Source organism: Acinetobacter johnsonii ANC 3681 (assembly GCF_000368805.1).
Lineage (GTDB): Bacteria > Pseudomonadota > Gammaproteobacteria > Pseudomonadales > Moraxellaceae > Acinetobacter > Acinetobacter johnsonii.
This window is the reverse complement of sequence record NZ_KB849705.1, coordinates 829,579-855,929: the sequence shown is the minus strand read 5'-3', so window position 1 is coordinate 855,929 and position 26,351 is coordinate 829,579. Positions and strand designations below refer to the sequence as shown.

General features: G+C 41.2%; 25 protein-coding genes and 1 pseudogene. 15 read left to right on the top strand and 11 right to left on the bottom strand.

The window, feature by feature from the left end; translation table 11 throughout:
- Window positions 1–161 precede the first annotated feature (161 nt).
- Both F946_RS08310 and yccS read right to left on the bottom strand, forming a co-directional pair.
- On the bottom strand, window positions 162–722 hold the full coding sequence (locus F946_RS08310; protein ID WP_004981126.1) for a YcxB family protein: 561 nt from the start codon (window positions 720–722) through the stop codon (window positions 162–164).
- 85 nt (window positions 723–807) lie between these two features.
- Window positions 808–2,982, bottom strand: a complete 2,175-nt coding sequence (gene yccS / locus F946_RS08305) for a YccS family putative transporter (protein ID WP_035326911.1) — start codon at window positions 2,980–2,982, stop codon at window positions 808–810.
- A 141-nt stretch (window positions 2,983–3,123) separates the two neighbouring features.
- Here yccS and F946_RS08300 point away from each other — a divergent pair, with 141 nt between their 5' ends.
- Window positions 3,124–4,323, top strand: a complete 1,200-nt coding sequence (locus F946_RS08300; protein WP_004981117.1) for a multidrug effflux MFS transporter — start codon at window positions 3,124–3,126, stop codon at window positions 4,321–4,323.
- Window positions 4,324–4,396: 73 nt separating this feature from the next.
- Here the strand turns inward: F946_RS08300 and F946_RS17410 are convergent.
- A pseudogene (locus tag F946_RS17410) lies at window positions 4,397–4,846 on the bottom strand (nitroreductase family protein); the annotation flags it as partial.
- A 586-nt stretch (window positions 4,847–5,432) separates the two neighbouring features.
- Between F946_RS17410 and F946_RS08290 the strand changes: the two are divergent.
- The 3 genes from F946_RS08290 (at window position 5,433) to F946_RS08280 (ending at window position 10,001) form a co-directional block, all read left to right on the top strand.
- The gene (locus F946_RS08290; RefSeq protein ID WP_004981111.1) at window positions 5,433–6,704 is read left to right on the top strand and encodes a DcaP family trimeric outer membrane transporter; all 1,272 of its coding nucleotides are present in this window, start codon (window positions 5,433–5,435) and stop codon (window positions 6,702–6,704) included.
- Window positions 6,705–7,209: 505 nt separating this feature from the next.
- Complete coding sequence (gltS, locus tag F946_RS08285; protein WP_004981109.1) at window positions 7,210–8,451, top strand: sodium/glutamate symporter; 1,242 nt, start codon at window positions 7,210–7,212, stop codon at window positions 8,449–8,451.
- Between the two features lie 74 nt (window positions 8,452–8,525).
- A complete protein-coding gene (locus F946_RS08280; RefSeq protein WP_004981107.1) occupies window positions 8,526–10,001 on the top strand; it encodes an alanine/glycine:cation symporter family protein in 1,476 nt (491 codons plus the stop codon).
- 52 nt (window positions 10,002–10,053) lie between these two features.
- On the opposite strand, the gene chrA is transcribed toward F946_RS08280, so the two are convergent.
- The gene (gene chrA / locus F946_RS08275) at window positions 10,054–11,241 is read right to left on the bottom strand and encodes a chromate efflux transporter (RefSeq protein ID WP_004981103.1); all 1,188 of its coding nucleotides are present in this window, start codon (window positions 11,239–11,241) and stop codon (window positions 10,054–10,056) included.
- 138 nt (window positions 11,242–11,379) lie between these two features.
- Here chrA and F946_RS08270 point away from each other — a divergent pair, with 138 nt between their 5' ends.
- Both F946_RS08270 and F946_RS08265 read left to right on the top strand, forming a co-directional pair.
- Complete coding sequence (locus F946_RS08270) at window positions 11,380–12,378, top strand: patatin-like phospholipase family protein (protein ID WP_035326634.1); 999 nt, start codon at window positions 11,380–11,382, stop codon at window positions 12,376–12,378.
- A 303-nt stretch (window positions 12,379–12,681) separates the two neighbouring features.
- Entirely contained in the window at window positions 12,682–13,203 is a 522-nt protein-coding gene (locus F946_RS08265; RefSeq protein ID WP_004694449.1) for an acyl-CoA thioesterase, read from the top strand.
- A gap of 246 nt (window positions 13,204–13,449) precedes the next feature.
- Here F946_RS08265 and F946_RS08260 read toward each other — a convergent pair whose 3' ends face one another.
- A complete protein-coding gene (locus F946_RS08260) occupies window positions 13,450–13,653 on the bottom strand; it encodes a hypothetical protein (protein WP_004981099.1) in 204 nt (67 codons plus the stop codon).
- Window positions 13,654–14,128: 475 nt separating this feature from the next.
- On the opposite strand from F946_RS08260, the gene F946_RS08255 reads away from it, so the two are divergent.
- From F946_RS08255 to F946_RS08240, 4 genes are all read left to right on the top strand, one after another.
- Window positions 14,129–15,133, top strand: a complete 1,005-nt coding sequence (locus F946_RS08255) for a CobW family GTP-binding protein (protein WP_212749324.1) — start codon at window positions 14,129–14,131, stop codon at window positions 15,131–15,133.
- A 68-nt stretch (window positions 15,134–15,201) separates the two neighbouring features.
- Complete coding sequence (locus F946_RS08250) at window positions 15,202–15,732, top strand: YaeQ family protein (RefSeq protein ID WP_004981095.1); 531 nt, start codon at window positions 15,202–15,204, stop codon at window positions 15,730–15,732.
- 49 nt (window positions 15,733–15,781) lie between these two features.
- On the top strand, window positions 15,782–16,120 hold the full coding sequence (locus F946_RS08245) for an FKBP-type peptidyl-prolyl cis-trans isomerase (RefSeq protein WP_004981094.1): 339 nt from the start codon (window positions 15,782–15,784) through the stop codon (window positions 16,118–16,120).
- A gap of 158 nt (window positions 16,121–16,278) precedes the next feature.
- The gene (locus F946_RS08240; RefSeq protein ID WP_035326631.1) at window positions 16,279–18,126 is read left to right on the top strand and encodes a sensor domain-containing diguanylate cyclase; all 1,848 of its coding nucleotides are present in this window, start codon (window positions 16,279–16,281) and stop codon (window positions 18,124–18,126) included.
- 32 nt (window positions 18,127–18,158) lie between these two features.
- On the opposite strand, the gene F946_RS08235 is transcribed toward F946_RS08240, so the two are convergent.
- Window positions 18,159–18,605 (bottom strand): GNAT family N-acetyltransferase, encoded by a 447-nt coding sequence (locus tag F946_RS08235; RefSeq protein WP_004981089.1) that lies wholly within the window; start codon window positions 18,603–18,605, stop codon window positions 18,159–18,161.
- Window positions 18,606–18,942: 337 nt separating this feature from the next.
- Here F946_RS08235 and F946_RS08230 point away from each other — a divergent pair, with 337 nt between their 5' ends.
- Window positions 18,943–19,419: a hypothetical protein gene (locus F946_RS08230; RefSeq protein WP_035326629.1), complete on the top strand. Its 477-nt coding sequence runs from the start codon at window positions 18,943–18,945 to the stop codon at window positions 19,417–19,419.
- 9 nt (window positions 19,420–19,428) lie between these two features.
- On the opposite strand, the gene F946_RS08225 is transcribed toward F946_RS08230, so the two are convergent.
- From F946_RS08225 to F946_RS08215, 3 genes are read right to left on the bottom strand one after another with little or no spacing between them, the layout of a single operon-like run.
- A complete protein-coding gene (locus F946_RS08225) occupies window positions 19,429–20,013 on the bottom strand; it encodes a TetR/AcrR family transcriptional regulator (protein WP_004981086.1) in 585 nt (194 codons plus the stop codon).
- Window positions 20,014–20,019: 6 nt separating this feature from the next.
- Window positions 20,020–20,928: an alpha/beta hydrolase family protein gene (locus F946_RS08220; protein WP_004981083.1), complete on the bottom strand. Its 909-nt coding sequence runs from the start codon at window positions 20,926–20,928 to the stop codon at window positions 20,020–20,022.
- A gap of 52 nt (window positions 20,929–20,980) precedes the next feature.
- On the bottom strand, window positions 20,981–21,778 hold the full coding sequence (locus F946_RS08215; protein ID WP_004981082.1) for a crotonase/enoyl-CoA hydratase family protein: 798 nt from the start codon (window positions 21,776–21,778) through the stop codon (window positions 20,981–20,983).
- A 199-nt stretch (window positions 21,779–21,977) separates the two neighbouring features.
- Here F946_RS08215 and pnuC point away from each other — a divergent pair, with 199 nt between their 5' ends.
- The 3 genes from pnuC to F946_RS08200 all read left to right on the top strand — a co-directional run bounded on the left by pnuC (window position 21,978) and on the right by F946_RS08200 (window position 23,475).
- Complete coding sequence (pnuC, locus tag F946_RS08210) at window positions 21,978–22,553, top strand: nicotinamide riboside transporter PnuC (RefSeq protein WP_004981080.1); 576 nt, start codon at window positions 21,978–21,980, stop codon at window positions 22,551–22,553.
- 8 nt (window positions 22,554–22,561) lie between these two features.
- Window positions 22,562–22,831 carry a hypothetical protein gene (locus F946_RS08205; protein ID WP_004981078.1) on the top strand — a complete coding sequence of 90 codons (270 nt, stop codon included), beginning with the start codon at window positions 22,562–22,564 and terminating at the stop codon, window positions 22,829–22,831.
- A gap of 134 nt (window positions 22,832–22,965) precedes the next feature.
- The gene (locus tag F946_RS08200; RefSeq protein ID WP_004981076.1) at window positions 22,966–23,475 is read left to right on the top strand and encodes a DUF2505 family protein; all 510 of its coding nucleotides are present in this window, start codon (window positions 22,966–22,968) and stop codon (window positions 23,473–23,475) included.
- Window positions 23,476–23,545: 70 nt separating this feature from the next.
- On the opposite strand, the gene F946_RS08195 is transcribed toward F946_RS08200, so the two are convergent.
- Window positions 23,546–24,823 carry an MFS transporter gene (locus tag F946_RS08195; RefSeq protein WP_004981072.1) on the bottom strand — a complete coding sequence of 426 codons (1,278 nt, stop codon included), beginning with the start codon at window positions 24,821–24,823 and terminating at the stop codon, window positions 23,546–23,548.
- Window positions 24,824–25,036: 213 nt separating this feature from the next.
- On the opposite strand from F946_RS08195, the gene def reads away from it, so the two are divergent.
- A complete protein-coding gene (gene def / locus F946_RS08190) occupies window positions 25,037–25,522 on the top strand; it encodes a peptide deformylase (protein WP_004981070.1) in 486 nt (161 codons plus the stop codon).
- A 14-nt stretch (window positions 25,523–25,536) separates the two neighbouring features.
- Here the strand turns inward: def and F946_RS08185 are convergent, their stop codons facing one another.
- Window positions 25,537–26,319, bottom strand: a complete 783-nt coding sequence (locus tag F946_RS08185) for an AraC family transcriptional regulator (protein WP_004981069.1) — start codon at window positions 26,317–26,319, stop codon at window positions 25,537–25,539.
- Window positions 26,320–26,351 lie beyond the last annotated feature (32 nt).

Below are 26,351 nucleotides of genomic sequence, written 5' to 3'. Positions count from 1 at the left end.
AATGGTGAGCGATTTGTTGTGCGGAAATTATACCTGAAGATTGAGAAGATAATATGGATTTAGAAATTAATATTTATTCTCATTATCATTTGTATTCGAGGGTTTGGGATATAAAAAAACCTCCAAAAGTTGGAGGTTTTTTACAGAGGAGAAAGCAGGACTTAAAGTGGCTGTGCTTCACCAACTGTTTCTTTTAAATGTTTACGAATCGTATTAAACGAGAAGTTTTTGCTATCCATGCGTTTTGGCAGAATGTATGCACCTTCTTGGCCTTTCACTTTGAATTTAATCAACAAAAACTCAGGTGTGTTGTACCATTCGTAGATGTCTTTCCAACCGATTGCACCGACACCTTCTTGCATGCCCATTTGCTGGCGCATAATCAGACCGTGAGGTTGTACACCTAAACGAATGCCTTTAATTTCCTGAACTGGAAACTCATTCATTTTTCGCTTCACATACCATTCTAAACCGAATTTACGGACTAAAAGGTAAACCACGACGCAGGCGATTGCGACCCAACAAAAGATGGTTGAATAATTTTTGAGTAAAATTAGGCCAAGAATCGAAAGGGCTGTAACGACAGCCATGATGATCCAAGCTTTCATGCTAATTTTGTTTGTGCTACGCCAAATTTTTAATTGAGCATCGCGTTGTTCAGCTTCAGTGATTTCATAGGTCACAGGCTGTAAAGTGTAAGCGTATAAATTTTTCGCGGTCATAGTGAAAGTAACAGATTTAAAACTGCAAAAAGTTTAGCATCATTTAGAGCATTTCAGTGAGTATATTGTTCCAAAATCACCCAAATTATAATGAAGCCAGTTCTGTGGCCTCATGATCCCGTTCGTGGCTTAAACTTTGCTTCAAACGACTGAACTGATTCAAGATGCTAAACATCAAGGAAAGCTGTTGTAAAATAATCAATGCCTTCTGATCTTCCTCATTATTTTGGCTTAAACGCTGACGAATGGTCTGTAGCATATTTTGTGCAGTTAAATCAGGCATTTCATCACGCAGGAGCGCACCTTGGATATTGTCAAAAGCGCGATCCATCAATTCTAAAATTTGTGGGTCGTCAATTTTTTCACGATGAGCTCCCAACGCTGCAATATAGCTAATAAAGGTATGATTGAGACATAAGAACTCAAACGCCAAGCTCTTTTGCGTTGGGTCAAAGTCGGGCTCGGTGGCTAAAGTGGAAATGAGTGAAGCAACTTCGGCATCGGTATTGTGTGCAGCACGACGAACCACGCGATAATTCAGGCCATTGTTACGTCCAGACTTATACTGCTCAATCACCTCTGCCAAATAATCACATTGAGCGGAAAGCGAACGGTAAATTGTGCGGGGTAGGCGACGGAACTTCCAGTCTGGGAAAATAAAACTTACACCTAACCATGCCAAACCACAGCCAATTAAGGTATCCATCATGCGCGGAAGGGCAGCTTCGTATCCCATACCGTCTAAGTTGAAATTAATCAGCGCCAAAATAGTGATGAAAGCGGTGGCTTGAGCGTATTGTTTACTGCGCAGCTCAAAGAAAAGTACCCCGCTGATGACCAAGACGAGAAGTTGTCCTTCAATCGAAGGTACAAAGTACAATACGGCATACCCTAAAATGATTCCGACCAACGTGCCTACGATACGTAAACGTAAACGACGTTTGGTTGCGTTGAAATTGGGCTGACTGACAAATAGTGCTGTAAGTAGAATCCAGTACCCATATTCAATGTTAGTGACTTGAACAAAGATATATCCAACCAATAGCACGATAGACAGACGAATCGCGTGCCGAAATAACACCGACTCCGGGGTGAGATGTTGTTTAATCCGAACCTTAATGTCATCCCAGCCTTTCAGGTCATCATCTTTGAGCTGACTTTCGATATGTTTGGTTTTATCGAGTTTAATATTGCGTTCAGTTTCTAAGTTACGTAGCTGCGCATCAATCGACTTTAAGTTTTGATACAGTGAATACAGAGCGTTGACCCAAATTTGGTCGTATTGTTGTTCGTCTCTGAGCTTTTCTAATGATAAACGGAGGTTTTCAAAAGCATGTTTAAAGCGTTTATTATGGGTGTAGGTTTGACGGTTTAAAATGCTGCTGCTTAAGTCCTTACAGGCTTTAGCTTGTATAGATAAAATTCGTTGAAAGCGGAATAAGATATCGCTGTGTTGAAAAATTTTCGCCAGTTTTTGATAGTCAATATGTGCTGAATCTGCACGCTCGTGAATATCTTGCGCTACAAAATAATATTGCAGACTGCGGCGTGTATCCCGTTGTCCACGGTCACCTTTTAAACGGGTGAGCAAGGCGGTTTTCATGTCATTGAAAATTGCAATCAATCTACCATTTTCCAACGACAGTTCAATCATGCTCTGTTGATAGCTGTTTGCTGTCATATCGACATCAAACAGGTTGGATTTGGCAAACAGAAAATCGGCGAGTGAGGAATAACACTTCGATAGATTGTCTTGTACCTGACGAACGGGAAAGAGCAGAAAACTGATGGTTGAAATAACGCTATACCAAATTGCCCCAATCACCAGCAGAGACGGTTGTGTATACCAGTTGTCAAAAAGTCCGACACCGAGCATGGAGTAAACCGAAACCACTAAGCAACCATAGGAAATGGTGGCATAACGACGTCCCAGTGAGCCCAGTAAAATCAGACCAATACACGAAACGATTAGACCCAGTGCGAATAAAATTGGGTGCGGAAATAAAAAGTAAATCGACGTTGCGGTAATGAAAAAGCCAATATAGGTAAAAATTAAATTCATGATTCGCACGGAAAAGCGGTCATCAATATCACTTAAACCTGCAGCAACTGCGCCGAGTGTCAGCGGAATAGTTGCCAGTTGAAAGCCCATAAAATATGGAACAAAAGCAGTCCCTGCAAAAGTAATAACCATACGGAGGTTATACATGAAGGTTGTATTATAAGTAGCCTGTTTTAGACTGATCAGCCATGCTTTCAAAGGGCACCTTTGTTTGTCACTTAGGGTTGGACAATTTTCAAATATGAGAATATGTGAAATTTCACCTGCTCTGCTATAAATCATACTATGGAGCGTGTAAACTTGTCTGCAAACTCTCCTTCCAAAACATAAATTAATCCTATGTCGACTACACAGGAAAAAGCGGTCTATTCCAACGCTTGGATTCTCTTACTTGCTTCACTGACTGCCCTCGGTCCACTATCGATTGATATGTATTTACCCGCTTTGCCACAAATGGCAGATGACTTCGGGGTAAGCACACAAATGGTGGCCAACAGCTTACCTGCGTACTTCTTAGGTTTGGCTATTGGACAACTGATTTATGGGCCGGTAAGTGACCGTATTGGGCGCAAAAAACCGCTGTATTTTGGCCTAAGTCTCTACATTATTGCCAGTTTACTGTGTGTGTTTGCAAACAGTGAGTGGAGTCTCATTGCTGCTCGGCTTTTGCAAGCCTTAGGCGGTTGTGTAGGCGTGGTGATTGCCCGTGCTGCGATTCGTGACCGTTTAGATATGCAAGCCTCAGCCCAAGCATTTGCCAGTATGATGATCGTGACCACCATCGCGCCGATTATTGCACCGAGTTTAGGCGCGCTGGTACTGAGTTTCAGTAGTTGGCATAGTATTTTCGCCTTTTTGATGGTCGTTGGTTTGGGAAGCCTGTGCTGTGTACACTTTTTCTTTGAAGAAACTTTAGATCCTAAGCGCCGTTTAAAGCTTAACTTTAACCAAGTTTTAAATCTCTACGGGGCGATTCTGCAAGATTCGAGCTTTAGACGCCCGATGTTTGTTGGATGTTTTGCCGGGGCTGTACTCTTTTGCTATATCAGTGCTTCTGCTGCCATTCTGATGGATGGTTATGGCTTAAGTCAGCAAATTTTTGCCTATGCCTTTGGTGCCAATGCAGTTGGGATTATGCTGTTCTCGACTTTAAATAAACGTCTGGCACAAAAGTTAAGTGTTTTTCAGCGCTTAAAATTAGGCAGTTTTTTGCAACTGGCTGGTGTGGGGCTGTTGTTGGTAGCGGGTAGCATGACGCATGCGCCCTTATATATCGTATGTGCAGGGATGTTTCTCGCTGTCGCAGCAATCGGTTTTACAGGCCCAAATGCCATGGCGATTGCAATGTCTGAGCAGGGTGCACGGGCAGGAACGGCCAGTGCGATTATGGGCAGCATGCAATTTGGTTGTGGCCTACTTTGTGGCGTAATTCTTAATTTTCTACTTTGGTCGGCACTTTTGAATATGGCCATTGTCATGGCTATTTTTGTGGCTTTGGCTTTGTATTATGTGTTTAAGCTTGAGCACGAAAAAGCCTAAAAATTTAAGTCGTGACTATATAAAAAAGAGACTCATTTTAGTCTTTTTTTTATTTAAATGAATGCTTTAAATCTTAGTCATTATTTAATAATACTGCAAAATCTTCAACTGATACGCGTGGTGTTATAAAGTGATTGACGATCTGCTCAGGATCCCCATAACCCAGTGCCACACTGCAGACCAATTCTTCAAATTGTGCAGCACCAAGTGTATTCAGCACGAGAGCATGAAAATGATTCTATGCAGCTTGTAAGCAAGTGCCTGAGTCTCGTGCTTTGGCTGCAAAGCATGACATTTTGCATCATCATGGCAATATTTTCGCGCCGATGCCCATGGCTTGATTGACTGTGAAGAATAGTTCGACAGGTGCGTAAAAAAATTAGTCATTACGTGATTGCTGCTGTGCGATTTTCGCTTTTTCACCTTTTTGAATATTAAGCAAGCCATATAAGCCCCAACCATTTTCACGGCCACGCTCAATAAAAGGCGAAATCCATTTTTCTGGATAATATGCAAAAGTTTCTTATTATTAGATGTTTTTTCAGGATGTTCAGACGGTCTAAATTGAGTTTGACGAGTTTGCTCAAACATTTTGTTAGGAGTTTTCCTATGAGCACATCTATTTGCCATAATCGTGTATTCGTGCTTGCGGATATTTTATTTATCATGCTCAATAATAGTCTGAATAGTTAGGCTTTTTTGGTGCAAAGCTGTGATTTTGACCCATCATTGGGCATAGATGGCTATCTATTAGACTAAGACTTTAGTTATAAGAAAAAAATATAGATCTTAAATAAAACTCAGTCTATATTTAAGAAAATATGAAGAATTGTTACTTAATTATTGCAAAAGTCTGTCTAAATTGTAATTTGATGCTTCAAAGCCAATCGCGAATAACATCAATTATAGTTTGAAATTGTGTGCATTAGACTTTAGTGGCAAGAGTAATAAAAGGTCATATCTTAAAACATCGAAATGTGCGATTTTTCATCTTTATAAGATTACTTTGCATATGAAAAGACCAAAACGGAGTGGTCTTTTGTGCAAAAAATTTTACTGAAATGGAATTTTTGATTCACTATTAACAATGTAATAAAGGAAGTTTGTGTATGCGTTTAGCCCTCAATAAAAAGCCATTTATCGCTCAAAGCCTAGCACTTAGTGTGGCTGCTCTGATGATGACAACAACTCATGCTGCAACCAAAGAACAACAAGAACTTGCTCAGTTACGTGCCGAAGTTGCAGAGCTAAAAGCATTAATGCAACAACAGCAACAAGTTCAACAACAACAAGCAGTTCAGATTCAACAGGTGAAAACACAGCCTGCTCCTGTAAAAGCTGAATCTCCACTGTCTTCGTTCAAATCTAAGTCTGGCGCAGACATTAACTTTTATGGTTATGTACGTGGTGATGCAAACTATATTATTGAAGGTGCGGATGACGACTTCAACAAAGTTTCAAGCTCAAATGGTCAAACTAAAGACAAACTGCGTGCAACAGCGAAAACCACACGCTTAGGTTTTGATTTTAATACCAATGTGGCTGGTGATAACAAATTGGGCGGTAAAGTAGAAGTTGACTTTGCAAGTAGTGATAATGATAAAAGTGAAAATCTTCGTATTCGTCATGCATATTTAACTTATAACAACTGGCTGTTTGGTCAAACTACATCTAACTTCCTGTCTAACCATGCGCCAGAAATGATTGACTTCGGCACGAACGTGGGTGGGGGTACAGCACGTATTCCACAAGTACGTTATGGCTTTAATTTAGCACCTGCAACCAAACTATTCATTGCTGCTGAAGAAGGAAATGGCAGTGGTACTGGTATTAAATATAGCGTACCGAACCTAACAGTGAAATTGACGCAAGGTTTTGCTGATGGCAAAGGCTCTGTGTCTGCTCGTGCTTTAGTTGAAAATTATAAATCGGCTGATGACTCTGATACAGCTTGGGGCTTAGCTGCAGGTGTAAATTATCAAGTAATGGATCCACTAAAAATAAGTGCTGATGTGTCTTATGTGGATGGTAACAGTAACTACTTGTATGGCAGTAACTCTGCATATGTGGTTAATGCTGCAAATGACAAGATTGCACAAAATGAGGCATTTGGCGTACAAGTCGGTGGTACGTATAAATTCAACGAAAAATTACGCTCGACTTTAGCGTATGGCGCTCTATTTGCAGATGATGGTACTGATTACGCACGTTTAAACACAGCTGCAAATGAAGAAGTTTACCAAGCATGGATTAACTTCATCTATTCACCAGTTAAACCTTTGGATTTAGGTGTTGAATATATCAATGGTAAACGTGATACCTTTGCTGGCGATAGCTACAAAGACAACCGTGTTGGCTTAATGGCGAAATACAGCTTCTAATCATGTAATGAAATAGTTGTCGTTTTAAAACAGGAGCTTTAGGCTCCTGTTTTGTCTGAGTAGAGAAATTTATACAGACTAAATACATTTTGAATATAGACTTAAGTATTAAGTCAGAAAAAAATAAGTGAAATAGTTGGAAATTATTGTAAAAAAATAAAGATTATCTATAAAAAATCTGCATAATGTCGGTCTTTCGCCCATATTGTACTTTTATTGGTTGTTTTTGAGCCAATATGGGGCGGTTTTGTGATTTTTTTCAAAAAACCGTATCTGTGTCCAAACATTATTGGGCATTACGTTATTTCAGTTTACTCATCGTGTAGAACTGAACATGTTATGCATCAGATCGCTTAGTTTGTTACCAATTTACCCATTGCCTGAATTTCCATACGCAAGACTGAGTTTGTCTCAGATTTACGAAATATCTCTTGAAGTATCAATGGATTCGGTGGCTTATTAGCCAGATAACAAAATCTAAGCATCCGCTTTATGGACAATTGTCATGGAATTTACTTTTAACGCTTTTTATACCTTGATTGCTGCTGTCATCGTTTTGTTACTTGGCCGCTTCTTGGTAAATAAAATTGGTTTCTTGAAACGCTACAACATTCCTGAGCCTGTCGCAGGTGGTTTAGTTGCAGCGATTATCTCCTTGGTTGTGCATAGTCTTTGGGGCTATAGCATCACGACCAGTAGCGAATTGCAAACAAGTTTTATGCTGATTTTCTTCGCCTCAATTGGCTTAAGTGCAAACTTTGCCAAATTGCGTGAGGGCGGGATCGGTCTGATTATTTTCTTGATGGCTGTCGCTTCATTTATTGTGGTGCAAAACTTTGTCGGCATTAGCCTTGCAACTTTATTGGGTATTGACCCACTTATTGGTTTGATTGCAGGTTCAATTACCTTAACTGGTGGTCATGGTACTGCGGGTGCTTGGGGTGAAATTTTAGAAGTTAAACATGGTATCCAAGGTGCATTAGCTTTGGGTATGGCGAGTGCGACATTTGGTTTGATTATTGGTGGTTTGATTGGTGGTCCTCTAGCGAAGTTACTCATTAACCGCTATCAATTGGCGACGCCACGCACCAATGAACAAATTGAAAAGAGTGATAACACGCCACTGACTGATATTAATTCAACAGAATATGTACCGTTTGAATATCCACATCGTGTGCGTTTAATCACTGCGGATAATGCGATTACCACATTAGGTTTGTTTGCAGGCTGTTTGGCTTTTGCTGACTTTATGACCGGCCATATGAAAGGCACAATGCTTGAGTTACCGACTTTTGTTTGGGCGCTTGCAGGTGGTGTGATTTTACGTAATGTGCTGGAAGGTATTTTCAAAGTTCAAATCTTTGACCGTGCGATTGATGTATTTGGTAACGCATCATTGTCGTTGTACCTTGCGATGGCGCTACTTTCGTTGAAATTATGGCAATTGGCTGACCTTGCAGGTCCGCTTGTGGTAATTTTAGGTGCGCAAACGATTACGATGGGCTTATATGCTGCATTTGTGACATTCCGTGTAATGGGTAAAAACTACGATGCTGCGGTGCTATCTGCGGGTCACTGTGGATTTGGTATGGGTGCAACACCGACTGCGGTTGCAAACATGCAGGCGATTACCAACATGTATGGTCCTTCGCACAAGGCATTCTTGATTGTGCCTTTATGTGGCGCATTCTTTGTAGACTTGATTAACGTGGCTGTCATTCAGTCTATTTTGCAATATTTTAACTAATTGGAAATGCAATTTGCCCTAGGAAACTAGGGCTTTTTTGCTTTCAGGTCTCTCACAATAATTAGGATATCGAGATGAATGATCAATTAAATGAAACATTACTCGGGTGGGTGAATACACTGAATGGACCTCTGTGGGACTTTTTGGTGATTTTCCTTGTTGCGGTCGGAGTGTTTTACACCCTAATTACGGGTGCAGTACAGGTTCGCTTATTTTTGCACAGCATCAAGGTCATGAAATCAAGCCGTAAGGAATGTGATGATGATCATGGCATTACACCTTTTCAGGCTTTTGTCACTGGGCTTGCAAGTCGTGTGGGTGTAGGTAATGTTGCGGGCGTTGCGATCGCAATTGCGATTGGTGGACCGGGTGCAGTATTTTGGATGTGGGTCACTGCATTTTTGGGTATGAGTTCGGCTTTTGTAGAGTCATCTCTCGCGCAGTTGTTTAAGGTGCGTGACCAAGAAAATAAACAGTTCCGTGGTGGACCTGCCTACTATATTACCCAAGGCCTGAAACAAAAATGGTTGGGTGTAGTCTTTGCTGTTGCGCTTATTTCAACCTATGGTTTTGTGTTTAACGCAGTACAAGCCAATGCAATTACAGGTGCAACAGCACACGCATGGGGATGGGATAAAGCCAATCTAGCATTTGAACTCGGTGGCATTCATATTGTGGTGTCTTGGGTTGGACTAGGTCTAGTCTTGCTGACCGCAATGATTATCTTTGGTGGGATCAAACGTATTGCCAAAGTGGCAGAAAGTTTTGTGCCATTGATGGCCTTGTTGTATTTGGCTGTTGCTTTATATATCGCCGTAATTAATTACGCTATTTTACCTGATATCTTCCAGCTCATTTTCTCTAAAGCTTTTGAGTTTGAAGCTGCTGCTGGTGGTTTCTTCGGTGCGATGGTTTCTATGGCAATGATGATGGGGATTAAACGTGGTTTATTCTCTAATGAAGCAGGTATGGGTTCAGCACCGAATGCGGCAGCTGCATCAGATGTAAAGCACCCTGTAAACCAAGGTTTGGTACAAATGCTCGGTGTATTTGTGGATACCTTCGTGGTGTGTTCATGTACAGCGATTATTATTTTGGCCTCAGGACTTTATCATGATGCGGGCTTTGAAGGCGTAGCGCTCACCCAAATGGCTTTAGAGAGCCAAATTGGTTCTTGGGGTGATGACTTCCTTGCAACGATTTTGTTCATGTTTGCCTTTTCCTCAGTCATTGGTAACTATGCCTATGCTGAAGGGAATGTACAATTTATCAATAACAATGCCAAGGTGATGTTCGTCTTCCGTATTTTTGTTTTGATTATGGTGTATCTCGGTTCAGTGATGAGCGTGCCTCTCATTTGGAACACTGCGGATTTGTTCATGGGTATCATGGCCACCATTAACTTATTTGCCATTTTGCTGTTAACACCATTCTTATTGATGCTGTTAAAAGACTATTTGGCACAACTGAAACAAGGTGTGAAAGAGCCAGTGTTTAAATTGGATAACCATCCTAAATTTAAAGACAAAGTGAAATCAGACATTTGGTAATTATTTAGTCATAAAAAAGCCTCTACATTGATAGGGGCTTTTTTATGGCTATTTAACCGCTAAAGTAAAAGAACAGCTGATACAGTGCAAAACTTAAAATCAGGCCTAGCCAAATCGGGAGTTTGGTTCGAAGCAGTAAAATAACAGCGACCACAAAAACTAAGTCAGTCCAATGCTTGAAATAACTTTGTCCCATTTGCAGCACCAAACACAGCAGTAAACTGACCACTGCAGCATTAATCCCAATCACGGCTTTTCGTATCGCAGCTTGCTGCATAAGCCAAGACCAATAGGGTAAGGTTGCAAAGATTAAAAAGAATGAGGGCAGAAAGATTGCTAAGGTGGCTAGAACCACATTCAGCCAAATAAACGGCGTTAAAGGCAGTAAAGCACCTAAGTAACTTGCGAAACTAAATAAGGGGCCGGGCATGAGTTGAGCTAGCGCATAACCCAAGTCAAATTGTTCGGCAGATAAGATATGGTTGGCAACAAAGTCCTGATATAAAAGTGGCAAAATAATATGTCCACCACCAAAAACCAAAGATGCTGCTTGGTAAAAACTGAACAGGCTCTGTGAGAAGAGTGAAGAAGATGGATACCACACCATAAAAAGTATAAAAGGCACAGCAAAAGCAATCAGCCAAAGATAAGCCCGCTTAGCTTGGACTTTTGCTTTTAAGCTGCTGTCTTGGAGCTTTGATGTCGAATCTGATGCGAAATAAATACCGACCAGAGCTGCAACTAAGATAATGATGATTTGGCTGAATGACCATGGGGCGAAGTAAAGAAACAAGGTGCTAAGTAACATCAGCACATATTGCCAAATAGTTTTGCAGAAACTTGTCAACATTTGCCAAAACGCCCAGACAACTACAGCAAAAACGATCAACTGAATGCTATGTAGTGCCATCGCACTGAGTTGGTTGAAGTACTGCTGACCTAGTGCCGCGAAACATGCCATGAGGAGCATAGATGGTAAAGTAAAGCCGAGCCAAGCCGCACACGCACCGCGGTAGCCTTGCAGTTGATATCCAATGGCAATACCCACTTGGCTGCTGGTCGGCCCTGGGAGCAATTGAGCGAGAGCAACCAATTGGGCATATTCAGCATCACTCAACCATCGAAGTTGCTCTACAAAATGACGGTGAAAAAACACCAAATGAGCAGCAGGCCCACCAAAAGACAAGCAGCCTAATTTTAAAAAGTGCAGAAAAATTTGAGTGATATGCTGAGTGCACATGTTGAATTATGCTGACAAATTGAATCAGATTATAATGCTGGAATATGACGCTTTTACGAAAAACAACAGTACTTGGACTGCTGATTTTCATACACTATGCTGCTGGAAAATTTCGCTCTATCTCAACTTCGGTGAATCATGTTAAACATTAAACTTAGCCTTATGTCGTTTACATTGCTCGCTTTAGCTGGCTGTCAAAGCATGCCCAAAGTTGCTCAAGAAACGCCAAATCAGGCGTTTTTAACCGAAACTGAGTCAGGGGAAGCCCAAGAGCGACTCAACCAGATCAATTTTAAACAGCTCAAAAAAGAACAGAACCGTCCAATTATTGCCTTGGTGTTGGGGAGTGGTGGTGCACGTGGTTATGCACATATTGGCGCAATTCAAGTTTTAGAGCAGTCGGGGATTCGTCCCGACTTTATCGTGGGAACCAGTGCCGGCAGTATCGTCGGATCGCTGTATGCAAGCGGTAAAAATGCCAATCAAATTCGTGATATTGCGCTGAATATGAAAGCCAGTGATGTGCGCGATATTCGTTTGGACATGAAAGGTTTCTTTGATGGTCAAAAAGTTGAAGACTATGTCAATGAACAAGTGAGCGATATGCCACTTCAAAGCTTACCTATCCCGATGTATGTGGTGGCCACGCAGTTAAAAGAAGGCAAAAAAGTCGTCTTTAACTATGGCAATACTGGGCAAGCGGTTCGGGCATCGGTGTCGATCCCGAGTATGTTTATTCCCACTAAAATTGGTGCTGATGAATATGTGGATGGCGGTTTAGTCAGCCCCGTGCCTGTTGATGTGGCACGTAAGTTAGGGGCGGATATTATTATCGCGGTCGATATTCTGGCGCAGCCAATGTATACCGAAACCTCAAATGTTTGGGGGCTGTTTAACCAAAATATCAATATTATGCAAAAGAACCTTGCACAAATTGAGCTGAAAAATGCTGATATTGTGATTCAGCCAGACTTGCGCGAGAAAGTACATATTTTTGATGTCAGCGGCCGTGAGTTGACCATGCAAGCTGGGGTCGATGCAACAGTTGCACAGTTAGGACAGATTCAAAAAGTTTTTGCGCAGAAAAATTATAAGCAAAAATTGAATATTCAAAGTATTCAAGTAAGAACGCATTGATCACGCGTGATGTAGAAATAAAAGCCTGAATGGGCTTTTATACATCTCTATAACTCGAAATACAGTCAATCAGGCTAAAAAGCCATTTATATGCTGTGAAAATATCACAGCGACAATGTTTTTGAATAAATTAAAATTTAAAGAAGGCTTATAGATTCAAAAGCTTAGTCTTCTTTATATATATTTTTTGAATGATACTTAAATCACTATAAATAATAATGATGGTTTTGTTACCAAATTTAGCGTTCAAAACCGATATAATAAATGTCACATATCCTATTATCTTACCAATTAGAGAACGCGATGTCCCCATTAGATCAAATTGCTGCGGCTGCGGATGACCAGTCTGAACTCACTATGTCGGTCTTAATGACACCTGATATGGCGAATTTTTCAGGAAATGTGCATGGTGGCACCATTTTGAAACTGTTAGACCAAGTGGCATATGCGTGTGCAAGTCGTTTTTCAGGAAGTTATGTGGTGACCTTATCGGTTGATAAAGTTAATTTTAAAGAGCCGATTCATGTCGGCGAGTTAGTGACTTTCTTGGCAAGTGTGAACCATGTCGGTCGTACTTCGATGGAAATTGGTATTCGTGTTGAAGCACAGAATATTCAAAAGCGTACAGTACGCCATACCAATAGCTGTTACTTCACCATGGTTGCGGTAGATGAAAATGGTAAGCCAAAACAAATTCCTGCGTTGAATTTGGACAATGACTGGAAGCGCTGTCGTTTTGAAGCAGCAGAACAACGTAAGGTCGCGCGTTTACAAGAGAACCATCATCCTTCGTGCAGTATTTATAAAAAAGCATCACATAGTTAAGTTGTTAAAAAAGGATCTCCTGTATAGGGGGTCTTTTTTTATGTCTGACGTTGATGTTTTGAATTGAAGCTCATATGGGCAAACTACGCAAATTTGCCTTTCTGCACCTGTTGATCTTGAACTTCTATAGTCCATGCGCATAAATAAAAAGAAACCAAGACAGGATATATCTTGGTTTCAAGTGACGCTAAAAAGTTGTTGCGATCCAGCAGGAGAGTAAAGCCACTGGATCTCTCAACATTTGAATTATTTAGCGGCTTTTTCTTGATTCGGTTGCTCTGCAGATGCTTCCGAAGCAGGTGCATTTGCACTTAAGTCTGTAGTTTCAGCTGTTTCTTGGGTTGATACCACAACTTTGTCTTCTTGAGCTGGCGCTTGTTGAGGTGCAGCAAAAGTTGCAAAGCTCGCAGCTGTTAAAGATATTGCAATAATTAAGTGAGAAAGTTTCATGGTTTTGGCATCCTTATATTTTATAGATAAAAATAGTTCAGACTGATCATCACATCAATTTGAACTGAGCTTCATGCTATCGCCTGAATATCTGCGGTTCAATCGAAGCAACAATGTGAAAAGTGCACATTACCTAAAACTACAGATGATGAAAAAATGGTGAGTGTTAAGTAACAAGTAGAAGTCTTTTGTGAATAAATTGAGGGGGAGTGAGGAATTAATGATCAATGTGGATGTTTGAAAATTCACATAAACTGTACAAAGCATGCGAATTAAGTGCGGAAGCTTAATTTTGGTCCTGAGTAAAATGTAAGGAAGTTTGTCCAATAGGAGTATAAATGAATGAAATGTCAGCCGATTGAGTGCTGAGTGTTCGATACCATGGATTTGAGATGAGAAAATTGGTGATTTAAATTAAGATGAAGGCTTATTTTATTGTGCTGTTTTTATCATATTCCATGCTAGGTATAAAATTTTGAAATTGATGTCGATGCCGCAGGTGGTTCCTACGCATATTATTTCGGGCTTTCTTGGTGCAGGTAAAACCACTTTGCTCATGCATTTGTTAGGTCAGAAACCGGAACATGAAGTTTGGGCGGTACTCATGAATGAGTTTGGGCAAATTGGCGTAGATCAACAGCTCATGCCACAAACGGAAGGCTATGCGGTGAAAGAATTACTCGGTGGTTGTTTATGTTGTAGCAGCCAACTACCGATGCAAATTGCACTGTCTCGTTTGCTTTCAGAACAAAAGCTTGATCGGCTGTTTATTGAACCCACAGGCTTGGGACATCCAGCACAGTTACTAGAGCAACTGACCGAGCCACTTTGGCACTCGACCCTACAGATGCGTGCGCCGATCACGGTGCTGGATGGTTCGCGTTTACATGATCATGCATGGACAGCACAAAATCTCTATCAGGATCAATTAAAAGCGGCGCAGATTGTGGTGGTTTCGCATCAAGCTCATATGCAAAAAGCAGATCAAGATGCTCTTGAAAAACTGCAAACCGAATATAAGCCTTATGCTCAGCAGTGGCTGATGGCAGAGCAGGGCAAGATTGAGCTTGCGCAAATCGATTTTGAGTACATCGGAACAAAACGATTCAAGCAGCCTTTACTGAACATTCAGCAACAGTTGAAAGCGACTCAACAAGATTTTCCTGAGATTAAACAGTTGCCGTATCACTATGTAGAAACGGCGCAAGGTTATAGTGTTGCAGGTTGGAAAATGCCGAAGCGTTGGGTTTTTGACTTTTACGATTTATTAGATTTACTTTGTGAACAGCAAGATTGGCGACGGATTAAAGGATTTTTCCATACCAATCAGGGGTGGAAGGCATTTAATTTCAATCCTGAACAATTTAACTATCAAGATGTCGAAGAAGGAATTGATAACCGAGTTGAGTTGATTGTTCAAAATGAAAGAGATTGGATAGGGTTTGAAAGTGCACTTTTTGCGTGCTGTATTGAGCAATGACTTAAATTGTTTTAAGCAAATAAAGCCGAAATCTTATATGCTAGTCGGCAAATTTGAGGATGGTATGTATGGCGCTTAAAGCTACAATTTATAAGGCAGATTTGAATATTGCCAATATGGATGTTCACCAATATGGGGATTATCAACTGACTTTGGCATTGCATCCTTCAGAAACCATTGAGCGTTTGATGGTGCGTTTGTTGGCATTTGCACGTTTTGCGGATGAAGCTTTAGAGTTTACCAAAGATTTATTTGAAACCAATGAACCTGCGCTGTGGGAAAAAGACCTCACGGGTCAGTTGGTGAAATGGATTGAAGTGGGCAGCCCAGACGAAGATAAAGTGAAAAAAGCCAGTGCACGTTGTAAGCAAGTGGCGATTGTCACTTATGGTACAGCGGTCGATGAATGGTATAAGCGCAACAGTAAGTTGAAGACATTGAACAATGTAGAAATCTGGCAGTTGTCGACTGCAAGTACTGAAGCGGTTCAAGCACTGTGTGAACGTACCATGCAACTTCAGTTGAATGTGATGGATGGTGAGTGGACCTTAATTGGTGACCATGCTCAAGCCATTATTGAGTGGACGCAATTGCAATAAGCATGCAGTTTAACTAGATTTATTGATTGAACAGGTTGGGAGCGAAAACATGAGCGCAGAATTAGAAATTATTGATTTGGTTGTCGGTGAAGGTAAAGAAGCGGTTAAAGGTGCTTTAATCACCACGCATTATACGGGTTGGTTAGAAGATGGAACCAAATTTGACTCATCTTTAGACCGCGGGAACTACTTTGAAACTGTGATTGGGACAGGCCGTGTCATTAAAGGTTGGGACCAAGGGATTATGGGCATGAAAGTGGGTGGTAAACGTAAACTCATCGTGCCATCACATTTGGCTTATGGTGAGCGTAAAATGGGCAATATTATTCCTGCCAATTCAAATTTGATTTTTGAAATTGAGTTGTATGATGTAAAAACACGTGATTAATCAAAAATATTGATAAATAAAAGAGTCAATTACAAGGATGTATTTGATTCATTTGTAAAAACACTTGGTTTTTAAGAAAAACATTTGTAGATTAATTATTAGGCAGAGCGTATTTAAGGGAAGAGTCGCTTTTGTATAGCTCATTGAGCAAACGGTCTTTGTTTGGGTTTGTTTTAAGCTGTTTGCTGGTTTTAAGTTTGATACCTTCGACGTGGGCACAATATGAAGCTGAGCCCACGCAGTATTATTTGCATCAAAAAAATGTCAATGACATTCAATTCACCGAACAAACCACCAGTTATTTAAAAGGTACATGGTCTTATTATGACCAAGAGCTGATTTCTCAGCCTAATCGTAAACTCCCTTCTAAAACTACCGAATTGCCAATTTCATTTCAAGAACTTACAGGTAGTAATACGGGTTATGGGACTTTTGTCGGTCATTTCAAAATTCCGGATGAATTTATTGGCCGAAGGCTAGCCATTCATATCCCCAATCAAAATTGTGCTTATCGGGTTTATCTCAATGGCGATTTTTTAGTTCGTTTAGGGGATGTCGCGGATAATGCGGGAGCACAGCAAACAGAAAATGCACCGCGGATTGCTTATTTTGTCCCTGACAGCCCCTATTTTACTTTAAGTATACAAGCCTCAAACTTTAACAATTTACGCGGCGGCCTTGAAAGCCCCATGCATATTGGCATTGCTAAAACGATTAATCGACATTATCAGCAACTGATGATGAGTATCGCCATGATCTGTGGCGTGGTGTTTGGTGTAGGAATGTTCACCACCATGTTCTCGATGTTCCGTGGTTCAGATGAACGGAATAGTAAAAGTATTTTTGTTTTTGGTATTTTTATTTTATTTCTTGCCTTACATAATCTTTTTACTGCGCCATATGCTTATACGACCTTCCTAGATATCAACTGGTTGTGGGGCATACGTTTAGAATATTTATTTATCTATTTAGCGGTCATGTTTTTTTTGAGCTATATGTATTTGCTCAATCAGTACTATTTACAGCGTTGGATTTATACCGTTTCCATTTTGGTTTTGACCTTGAATATCGTCATTACCTTGTTATCCGAGCAAGTTGTTTTTGAGCAGCTGGCTTTTTATAGCGCATTTTTCAGTATTGTTATTTTGCTTAATTTTGCCTATGGTTTTTACCTTACTTTAAAGACCAAACAAAAATATTCGAAAATCAATTTATACGCCGTGGTATTGCTGTGTATATCGGTCATTCATGACTTTTTACTAACGCTACATGTGATTGATTCTATTCATCTATCTTTTATCTCTACCAGTCTGTATGCACTTTTGGTGATGTTCCGACAATCACGTAACTATGCTTATCAGACTTACCATACCGAACGTTTAAATAATAATTTAATTGAATTGAATGATTCTTTAGAGCAAAAAGTGCAACAGCGCACCTCTCAATTACATGACTTAAATGAAAAACTCGAATATCAAATTCAAATTGATGCCTTAACAGGCGCCTATAATCGGCGTGCATTGAATCAAGAAATTCAGCAGCGCTTTATTGAAACACAACAAAATAGTCATGCAACTTTGGTTTTTGCCATGATGGATGTCGATTATTTCAAAAATTATAATGATTTCTATGGGCACCTAAAGGGCGATGAAGTTCTCCAAAATCTGGTCAAAGTGATTGGTGCAGTACTGCCACATAATGCCTACTTAGCACGCTATGGTGGGGAAGAGTTTGCCATTGTTTTATATAATGTCCCAATTGCGATTATTAGTCAGATTATGCAAACCGTCTTAGATGCAGTGCGTAGTGCGCGCTTTGAGCATCATAACCGCCTAGATGGCAAAGATTATGTGACTTTGAGTATGGGGGTGTCGTGGATGGATCGTGAAACGATTTATGCCAATATTCATGACCTTATGAAAGCAGCCGATTTAAAACTCTATCAAGCCAAAGAAGCGGGCCGTGATCAGATGAAAATGCCCAATGAATCATATGAAAATGAGTGAATTTAGTTGAGTCATACTTCGGTCAATCACCCTTAGGATAAGAGTTTAACCATGGTCACCATTTTGGGATTTGGAATGTCTTGGGTGTGGATTTGAAAGCCATGTTTTTGATAAAAAGAGCATGCCGTTTGGGTGCTTTCTAAACTCATTTGACGAATTTTTTTACGTTTAAGATGTTCAATAACTGTTTCTAATAAGGCTTTCCCAATGCCGCGCTGTTGTTCAGCGGATGAAATATAATTGAGTAAAATACGCCCTTGGTCACTGACCATAATAAAACCCACTACGTGCTGATTGAGTACATAGACCCAGCTGTCGTTATAGTGCATCCACATAATCAGGTTGGATTGAGTCTTATTTTCTAGCCAAATTTGAATCGTACTTTCATGGCGATGGTGGTCTTTGATACATGATCGAATACTGTCGTGCACGACATTTAAAATTTCAGGAATGTCCTGAAGTTGGGCTGCCCGTATCATCTTTTCTTCTTAGAGCTATAGAAACAGCTATTTCATGCTAGCGACTGTATTTATTAAATTGAATTACTGTTAGTACCGATGTAACTTTGTTGTTCAATCACACGAAGTTGATTATTTTTTATAGTGATTTTGTGAGTGAAAAATCACATATTGTGATGCTTTTCACGTTTGTGCGAATATGTGTTGAATCACCAGAATTGGTCTGAGAATCAACACCCAATTACAAGTCATCGAATTGAGCATTTGAGTTTATACGTAGTCTGTTTTAATTAATTTGGTGTTTATTTGAGCGATAATGCTGTATTTTAAAAGGGAATATTTGTTACGAGAGCAGAGCATGGCGACATTTTTACTGATGATTTGCATACTCATTGCTTTGGTTGCAGCATCTATTATTGTAGTCAAAATTCAAAAAAAGCAACGTTTTCTGAAGCGACAAAAAAAAGTGGTTGAATCGGAAGCAGCATCTTCTCAAATGACAACGCATACCAATAGAGCACCTCAGGTTGAGCGTGTTATTGAAGTTGATACTTATGAACAAGAGTTGTTCGATGACGTGGCGACTCTATTTCTAGATCAAGCGATATTGCTCACGGCTGAAGAAGATGCAATGCTGATGCAAAGTACCTTGTTGGTCAAAATGCCTGCGAAAACCCAGACGCAAATCCGCAAAATGGATTTAAATGAATGGTCTATTTTTTGGAGCTTCTATGATCAGTCGCTTGAATACTATGTAAGTCGTTATGGCATGTTTTATACGCATATCGACCGCAGTGGACGCGAGCATAAAATAAGCCATCGTACTCGTGATTGATCTCCTCGCTTAAGCCTCCGCAGCTTCCATCACAGCCATGGATAACTGTTTAAGAATTCGTTCTGCAACATGAGTTAGATAGAAGTCATCCTGTTTTAAGCGTGTCATTAAAATTGCGCCCTCATAATCGGCAACACTGATTTTAGCCAGTGCCTCAGCTTGAGCAATAGGCATGACCTGCTGAAAGTAGTGGAACAACGCCAACTCCCAATCTTGGAAAATAGACTGAATTTTGAGATGAATTTGTTCAGATAAATGCGGGATTTCTAATGACAGCATCCCGACTAAGCAGCCTCGAACACCAACACTAAAAAAGCTGACAGATTGCTGGTGCAAGTGTTCAAAGCGAACGAAATACTCTAAGTGTGTATCATTCAAAATGCTGAACAATTTATGGTTTAAGTATTGCTGGCTGACTTGCAAAATATCTAAAACCAAAGCTTCTTTATTGGGATAATAATAATAAAATGCTGCTTTACTGAGCCCACAAGACTTTGCTAGTAAATCCATACTGGTGCCTGCATAACCATGGGTTTTAAAGGTTTGCATGCAATGCAACTGGATTTGTTCTTTACTCAGTTTTTGTGGGCGCATAGAGCTTTAACGTTCCGTAGTGGTTGGTGAGGATAAATAGCCATCGAAAGTGTTCAGCATATCTTCCCAGATGGCTTCGGCCCCTTGGCGGAAATATCCCATGTGTCCAATTTCTTTCAAGTCATAGTCATTGGCTTCAATATTGAGATAATGCATGTTCGCATGTCGATAATGCTGCATAAATGCATGCCTTGAGTTGGGTAAAGCCCAGTCATCATCCAGTGCTGAAACAGCATAGATTGGAGTTTTGACCTGTGCATATTGTTCCAGTAAGTGTTGTTGCTCGGGATCTGCAAAAAAGTAGGTCGGATTTTTACACCATTTTCGCCACTGTGTGTAGACATCCACGGGTAAATCGGTACCCATTTTAAGCAGGCTCCAAGGCAGATAGCCCTTTAGTGCAACCATCGGGGGGAAAATAATATTCCACATGATATGCACTTTCATTTTCTCCCGAAACGGCATATAGCCATGCCAGCCCGCACCCGTGCCAAAGCAATACATCGCAGTGACTTGGTCATGGTTGTGGGTTAAACCGAGTGCTTGGCCTCCATAAGAGTGTCCAACCACAAAAATAGGTTTGCCATCTTTGCGGATAGAGTCAATGGCAGCCGACAAGTCTAGCTGGCCCCAGTCTAAATAGGACATGTTAAAACCTTTGAGTTGCTTCGGTGCAGAAAGTCCCACACCACGATAATCAAAAGTTAGGACTTGATAACCTAGCGCTACTGCATACTCGGCAAAGCGACGATAGAACTGCTGTGGTACACCTGTTGCACTGGCAACAATGATGTTGGCTTTGATCGGCTCAGATGAGCGATAACGTGTACCAACGAGTACATAACCATCGGTTGCTGAAAATTTTACAGTTTGTTTTTGAATTTGGGGCGAATCTAAATGGGCTGTGGCTTGCATCATCGTTTCTTCTTTTTGTTAAATACTAAAGTCGGTTCCAGACTTTTGAGCTTTACTGTCCTTTAAACTGAGCAGGGCGGCGTTGTAGCATTGCCATGACACCTTCTTGGACATCTTGGGTTTTGAGTAGCGGGCTGAGGTGCTCTTGTAAATGTGCAAAGGCATAGTCTGCACCGTGCTGTACGGCTTGTTGCGCAGAAGCCAGCGTAGCTTGAACGGCGAGTGGTGCAACTTGTGCAATTGATTCTGCAAGGGCCAATGCTCGCTCTAATGCAGCGTTTGACGTGGATGCTTCTACGACTTCGGTAATTAAATTGAGATCGAGAGCTACTTGTGCATTGAAGCTGTCACCTGTGAGTAGATAGCGCATGGCTTTGTTCCAACCTGCGGCTTGTACAAAGCGAACCGTTGCACCGCCAAAAGGTAAAATGCCGCGTTGCACTTCCATTTGGGCAAATTGTGTATTGGCATCCGCAATCACCACATCGGCATTGAGCATCAGTTCAATTCCAGCGGTGAAGCAAAAGCCTTGGACTGCCACAACCACGGGTTTGGTGCGGGGTCTGGAGCTGGTGCCCCAAGGGTTAATTTGTGACACGGGAAAGTCGAAAACGCCTGCAGTGAGTTTGGGTTGCAACTCAACCAAATCAAGCCCAGCAGTAAAGTGTTCTCCGTGCGCAAAAATTACAGCACAGCGCAGTGAAGGATCATCCTCATATTCGGTAAGGGCCAGTGATAAGTCATGAATCATATGACTATCGAAAGCATTGCGCTTGGCTGCGCGATCTAAACCAATTAAAAGTAACGAACCGCGAACTTCGCGACTGACACGACCTTGTTGTTCTGACATTTTGATTATTCCTGCATCGTTTTATAAGTTTTTAAACGATTGTTAGAAAACTGTCAAAACTTATACGTATCCATTCTGTGACTCGACAGTTTGATCCGATTCCCCGAAAAAAGATCGACGTTTAGATTGAGTGGAATTGTCTTGCCTTTATTGAGTTTTTTTTCATAATAGCAACACTTCTTTGAATACCAGTTGAACCATGTCTAGCCTTGAAATATTTGCAGTCATCATTAGCTTAATTGGGGTGACGTTGACCATTAAGCGCAATATGTGGTGTTGGTGGTTTAACTTCGCTGCTTTCTTGTTATATGGCTATTTGTTTTATACCTATAAGTTGTATGGCGAAACCATTTTGCAGTTTTTCTTTGTAGTGGTGAACTTTTACGGTTTTTATCACTGGCTCAAAGGTAAACAACAAGATCATGAGATTCGGATTGAACCGATTACAGCTCGGCAAGTGATTTTGCAAATGCTACTTGCCGCTGCGGTTGGTGCAGTATTTGGTTTGAGCTTAAAGTATTTTACCGATGCAGCTGTACCGCTATTGGATGCGCAGCTCGCAGCGTTTAGTCTGTTGGCGACCTATTGGACCAGTCGTAAACATATTGCGACATGGGTGCTGTGGGTATTTGTCGATATTGTTTATGTCGGTATGTTTATCTATAAAGATTTGTTCCTAACCGCGGCTTTATATGCAGGCTTTGTTGGCTTGGCAGCTTTTGGCTGGTGGCAATGGACTCAGGTACGTCATAAACAACAGCTAAAAAGTGTATAGGCTGAGTAGTGTTGATTGATTTTAAACAAATACAATTGGCTCAATTTGAGTCGGTCATTGAACGGTTAAAAGGAAGTCCACAGCAATATTTGGACTTTGCTTCGGTTGCTGATTTTTATCAGGCCACTTGGCTGGGTGATTTACCCAGCACTGCAAGTTGGGCAGTTACAGGACTGGATGATGGGGCCGAGCATTTTGATATTCGCTTGGCCTGTTTTGAGCGCGTGGTTTTTATTTATATTGCAGATGATATTGTCATACAGAATGGCGCACATTGATATCTAGATCAAGGTATAGTCGGTGCTGGAGCATCGTCTATATTTGACCTTTCTACAGGGTGACGAGATCCAGTTTTTCAGTCCTGATCAGGGCATGGATGTTTACAAAAACAAAAAATAAAGGATTTAATACTATGGCACATCAGTTTGTAGTCAATGCCACCATCAACGGTGTTTCATTGGATGACTTCCGTCGACTCGCAGCCGATATCAGCTTACATGAAAATGTTTGTCGTCGCATTCCCGGTGAGAAGTTGGAAATTTTGGAGTCGAATAAAGTCGGCGATATTTATACCCTCAAGCGCGCGTATAATTTGGATGTCAATATTCCCGATATTGCGAAGAAATTTCTAAAAGATGCATTTCGTTTACAACGTACCGACGTCAGCAATTTAGTTGTGCTCAGCTCAGAAGTCCGTTTAGACCCCAACTTACCTTTAGAAGCTGTGTGCCAACGTAGTGTATCGGGTAATGATGAGCAGATTCACTTTCAACTGGAATGGACGGTAAAAGTGAAAGTGCCATTAATTGGCGGTATGTTAGAAAAACATGCTGAAGGCGAAATTCGTAAGTTTAGCCAAATCGAGCTTGATATTGTGGAAGATGAACTGCGTCAAAATTTGCATGCAGAAACTTTAAGCTAAAGGTTTTGACCTTATGTTTTCAAAGTAGCTTGCATAAAAAGAAACCCTTCGATTGAAGGGTTTTATCATTTTAGTGCTTCGTCTCGAACCGAGTTCGATAAACCAAAGCTGTGAAGAAGCAAACCAAACAGACCAGCCAAATATAATACATCGCGCCAATGTTGCTATAGAGACTGAGCCATTGAACCAGAGGCAGTGTGATGCCTCCTGCAATAGCATAGGCGACATTGTAGGAAAACGAAATGCCCGAAAAGCGGATCGGAGCAGGGAACATTTTGACCATGCTATAGGACACAAGCCCAACTGTGCCGGAAAAGAACCCCAAAAGCATATACAGTGTAAACACCGTAGTTGGACTGACCGCACCTAAACTGTGATAGAAAATGGTTGCGATAGCGGCGACACCGAGCGGGCCAAAAATCAAGACCTTGGCTGCACCAAAGCGATCGGCTAAGGTCCCAGCGAGTATGCATCCCAGCATTTGCATGATGATCGCAGCACTTTGCATTTGAAAAGCATCGCTACGTTCAAAGCCAAAGGCACCTGTCAGTAAGTTTGGCATGGCTAAAATCAGAACCACTACACAAGCGGTTAAGAACCAGGTCAAGAGCATGCCAATCACCACGGCAGTTTTATGGCTGGCTAAGACTTGTTTCACTGGCATTTCTTTGGATAGCTCTTTACGTGCTTGCATGGCTTTGAATACTGGGGTCTCTTTCAAATAACTACGTAAATACAAGGCCACTAAGCCAAAAATACCACCCACAATAAAGGGAATGCGCCATGCCCAATCATGTATAGCTGCTTCACTAAACTGAAGAGAAATGAACAGTGACATTAAAGCACCGAGCAAGATGCCGAGGGACAAACCAGCCGTAAGTAAGCCATTGGCAAAACCAATTTTTTCAGATGGAACATGCTCAGAAACAAATGTCCATGCCGCTGGAATTTCTCCACCAATCGCGATGCCTTGTACAACCCGCATAAGGAGCAAAAGCAGCGGTGCAGTATAACCAATCGTTTCAAAAGTTGGCATAACCCCGATCATGAGGGTGGGTAAAGCCATGAGCAAAATAGACAAACTAAAGAGTCGCTTACGACCAATGAGGTCACCAAAGTGCGCCATGACCACACCGCCAAGTGGACGGAAGAAGTAACCTGCGGCAAAAATACCGTAAGTATTTAGCATGGCCCAAAATGGGCTGAGCCCTGCGGGAAAGAACAACTCTGAAATAATTTTGGCGTAAAAAACATAAATAACAAAGTCATAGAACTCAAGTGCACCACCGAGTGATGACAGCCCAAGGGTACGTTTGTCTTCTCTGGTCAAACGTGGTGTTGCATCCATGCGTATACTTCCAAAGCTGAATAAAGGTTTATATTTGATTTTAAAGAAGTCTTTTTTGGATGAATAATCAATCTTTCTTTACGGTGTTTGAACTAAAAATTATACATGAACCAACATCGTTGATTTGACGGTCAACGTAAATATATAACGCAGGCGAGATAAAAAGCTTATGATATAAAAAGAATAAATAGGTATAAAAATGAGGATTTGTGTATGAGTGTCATTTTACCTGTTGCACAACGTGGTGAAGATATTTTAAGACTCAAAGCTGCTCGCGTCGCAGATGCAGAATTTAATAGCGACTGGCTCATGCAGTTGGCTTCTGCCATGATTGCGACCATGTTGGAGCGGAGCGGTGTGGGCATTGCCGCACCACAAGTCTATATTTCAAAGCGGGTCATTATTGTGGCTTCACGGCCAAATTTACGCTATCCCGATGCACCTAAAATGGACGCCGTGGTGATGGTCAATCCTGAAATTTTAGAGTTTTCGCAAGCAACGACCTTAGGTGAAGAAGGCTGTTTAAGTGTGCCGAATGAACGCGGTCAGGTACAGCGTGCGCAAAGTATTAAGGTGCTGTATCACACTTTGACTGGTGAGGTGATGGAAAGCACTTTTGAAGGTTTTCCTGCGCGCATTGTGCAGCATGAAATCGACCATTTAAACGGTATTTTATTTGTCGATCGCCTGAGTGTTTAGTCGCGAGTGTCATTTTATTCATCTTTATATTTAAACTGTTGTGGGGTCTGTCCCAAATGACGTTTAAACATGGTACTAAATGCACTCGGATTGCTATAGCCAAGAGATCTTGCAATCTGCGCAACGGACTCGCCACTGGCAATTTTACTTAAGGCATGGGCAATATGCATTTGCTGAACCCATGCACGATAAGACAGCCCTGTTTCCTTTTGAAACATGCGCATCAAGGTTCTGGAGCTGGTGCCAATTTCATCAGCCCATGTGCTTAAATCTTTTAACTGATCGGGCGTACTTAATAGCGCTTGGCAAATATTCATTAAGCGTCGATCTTGCGGCCATGGAATTTGAATCGGCAACAGATTGGCTTTATGAATTTCATCAAAAATTAAAATCTGTAGAGATCGTGACAGTTCATCAGAGCTGATCAGCTCGGAAGGTGGAATGTGTTCAATCGCATTGAGTCGAATCAAGAGTTCATGCAATAACTTGCTAACCCGAATAATAAAACAATGTTGCCCTAGCAGTGCAGCTGCATCTGCCTGAACCAATGCGGTATTGAGTTTCACCCGACTTAATGAAATCACACTGTGTTCAACATGTGCCGGAATCCATAGCGCGCACATTGGCGGCACGATCCAGACATGATTCGGGGTGAACACTTGAATCATCCCTGTCGAAGCATATAGAAACTGCGCCCGCGAATGGGTATGCGCAGGGGTAATCTCTCGATAGGTATGCTCAGAAGAAAGCCCAATCACCAATTCGGACATTTCGGTTTGAATCAGAGAATTTGGCATGTGCAGTTTAAAATTGTCAGTTATACAATGAT

Coding starts and splice junctions, on each gene's coding strand:
- F946_RS08270 (WP_035326634.1), top strand. CDS start 11,380: ATGTTAAACATTAAACTTAGCCTTATGTCGTTTACATTGCTCGCTTTA.
- F946_RS08245 (WP_004981094.1), top strand. CDS start 15,782: ATGAGCGCAGAATTAGAAATTATTGATTTGGTTGTCGGTGAAGGTAAA.
- F946_RS08250 (WP_004981095.1), top strand. CDS start 15,202: ATGGCGCTTAAAGCTACAATTTATAAGGCAGATTTGAATATTGCCAAT.
- F946_RS08195 (WP_004981072.1), bottom strand. CDS start 24,823: ATGGATGCAACACCACGTTTGACCAGAGAAGACAAACGTACCCTTGGG.
- F946_RS08265 (WP_004694449.1), top strand. CDS start 12,682: ATGTCCCCATTAGATCAAATTGCTGCGGCTGCGGATGACCAGTCTGAA.
- F946_RS08290 (WP_004981111.1), top strand. CDS start 5,433: ATGCGTTTAGCCCTCAATAAAAAGCCATTTATCGCTCAAAGCCTAGCA.
- F946_RS08185 (WP_004981069.1), bottom strand. CDS start 26,319: ATGCCAAATTCTCTGATTCAAACCGAAATGTCCGAATTGGTGATTGGG.
- chrA (WP_004981103.1), bottom strand. CDS start 11,241: ATGTGCACTCAGCATATCACTCAAATTTTTCTGCACTTTTTAAAATTA.
- gltS (WP_004981109.1), top strand. CDS start 7,210: ATGGAATTTACTTTTAACGCTTTTTATACCTTGATTGCTGCTGTCATC.
- F946_RS08200 (WP_004981076.1), top strand. CDS start 22,966: ATGGCACATCAGTTTGTAGTCAATGCCACCATCAACGGTGTTTCATTG.
- F946_RS08310 (WP_004981126.1), bottom strand. CDS start 722: ATGACCGCGAAAAATTTATACGCTTACACTTTACAGCCTGTGACCTAT.
- F946_RS08260 (WP_004981099.1), bottom strand. CDS start 13,653: ATGAAACTTTCTCACTTAATTATTGCAATATCTTTAACAGCTGCGAGC.
- F946_RS08230 (WP_035326629.1), top strand. CDS start 18,943: ATGGCGACATTTTTACTGATGATTTGCATACTCATTGCTTTGGTTGCA.
- F946_RS08215 (WP_004981082.1), bottom strand. CDS start 21,778: ATGTCAGAACAACAAGGTCGTGTCAGTCGCGAAGTTCGCGGTTCGTTA.
- F946_RS08300 (WP_004981117.1), top strand. CDS start 3,124: ATGTCGACTACACAGGAAAAAGCGGTCTATTCCAACGCTTGGATTCTC.
- F946_RS08220 (WP_004981083.1), bottom strand. CDS start 20,928: ATGCAAGCCACAGCCCATTTAGATTCGCCCCAAATTCAAAAACAAACT.
- F946_RS08225 (WP_004981086.1), bottom strand. CDS start 20,013: ATGCGCCCACAAAAACTGAGTAAAGAACAAATCCAGTTGCATTGCATG.
- F946_RS08235 (WP_004981089.1), bottom strand. CDS start 18,605: ATGATACGGGCAGCCCAACTTCAGGACATTCCTGAAATTTTAAATGTC.
- def (WP_004981070.1), top strand. CDS start 25,037: ATGAGTGTCATTTTACCTGTTGCACAACGTGGTGAAGATATTTTAAGA.
- pnuC (WP_004981080.1), top strand. CDS start 21,978: ATGTCTAGCCTTGAAATATTTGCAGTCATCATTAGCTTAATTGGGGTG.
- F946_RS08280 (WP_004981107.1), top strand. CDS start 8,526: ATGAATGATCAATTAAATGAAACATTACTCGGGTGGGTGAATACACTG.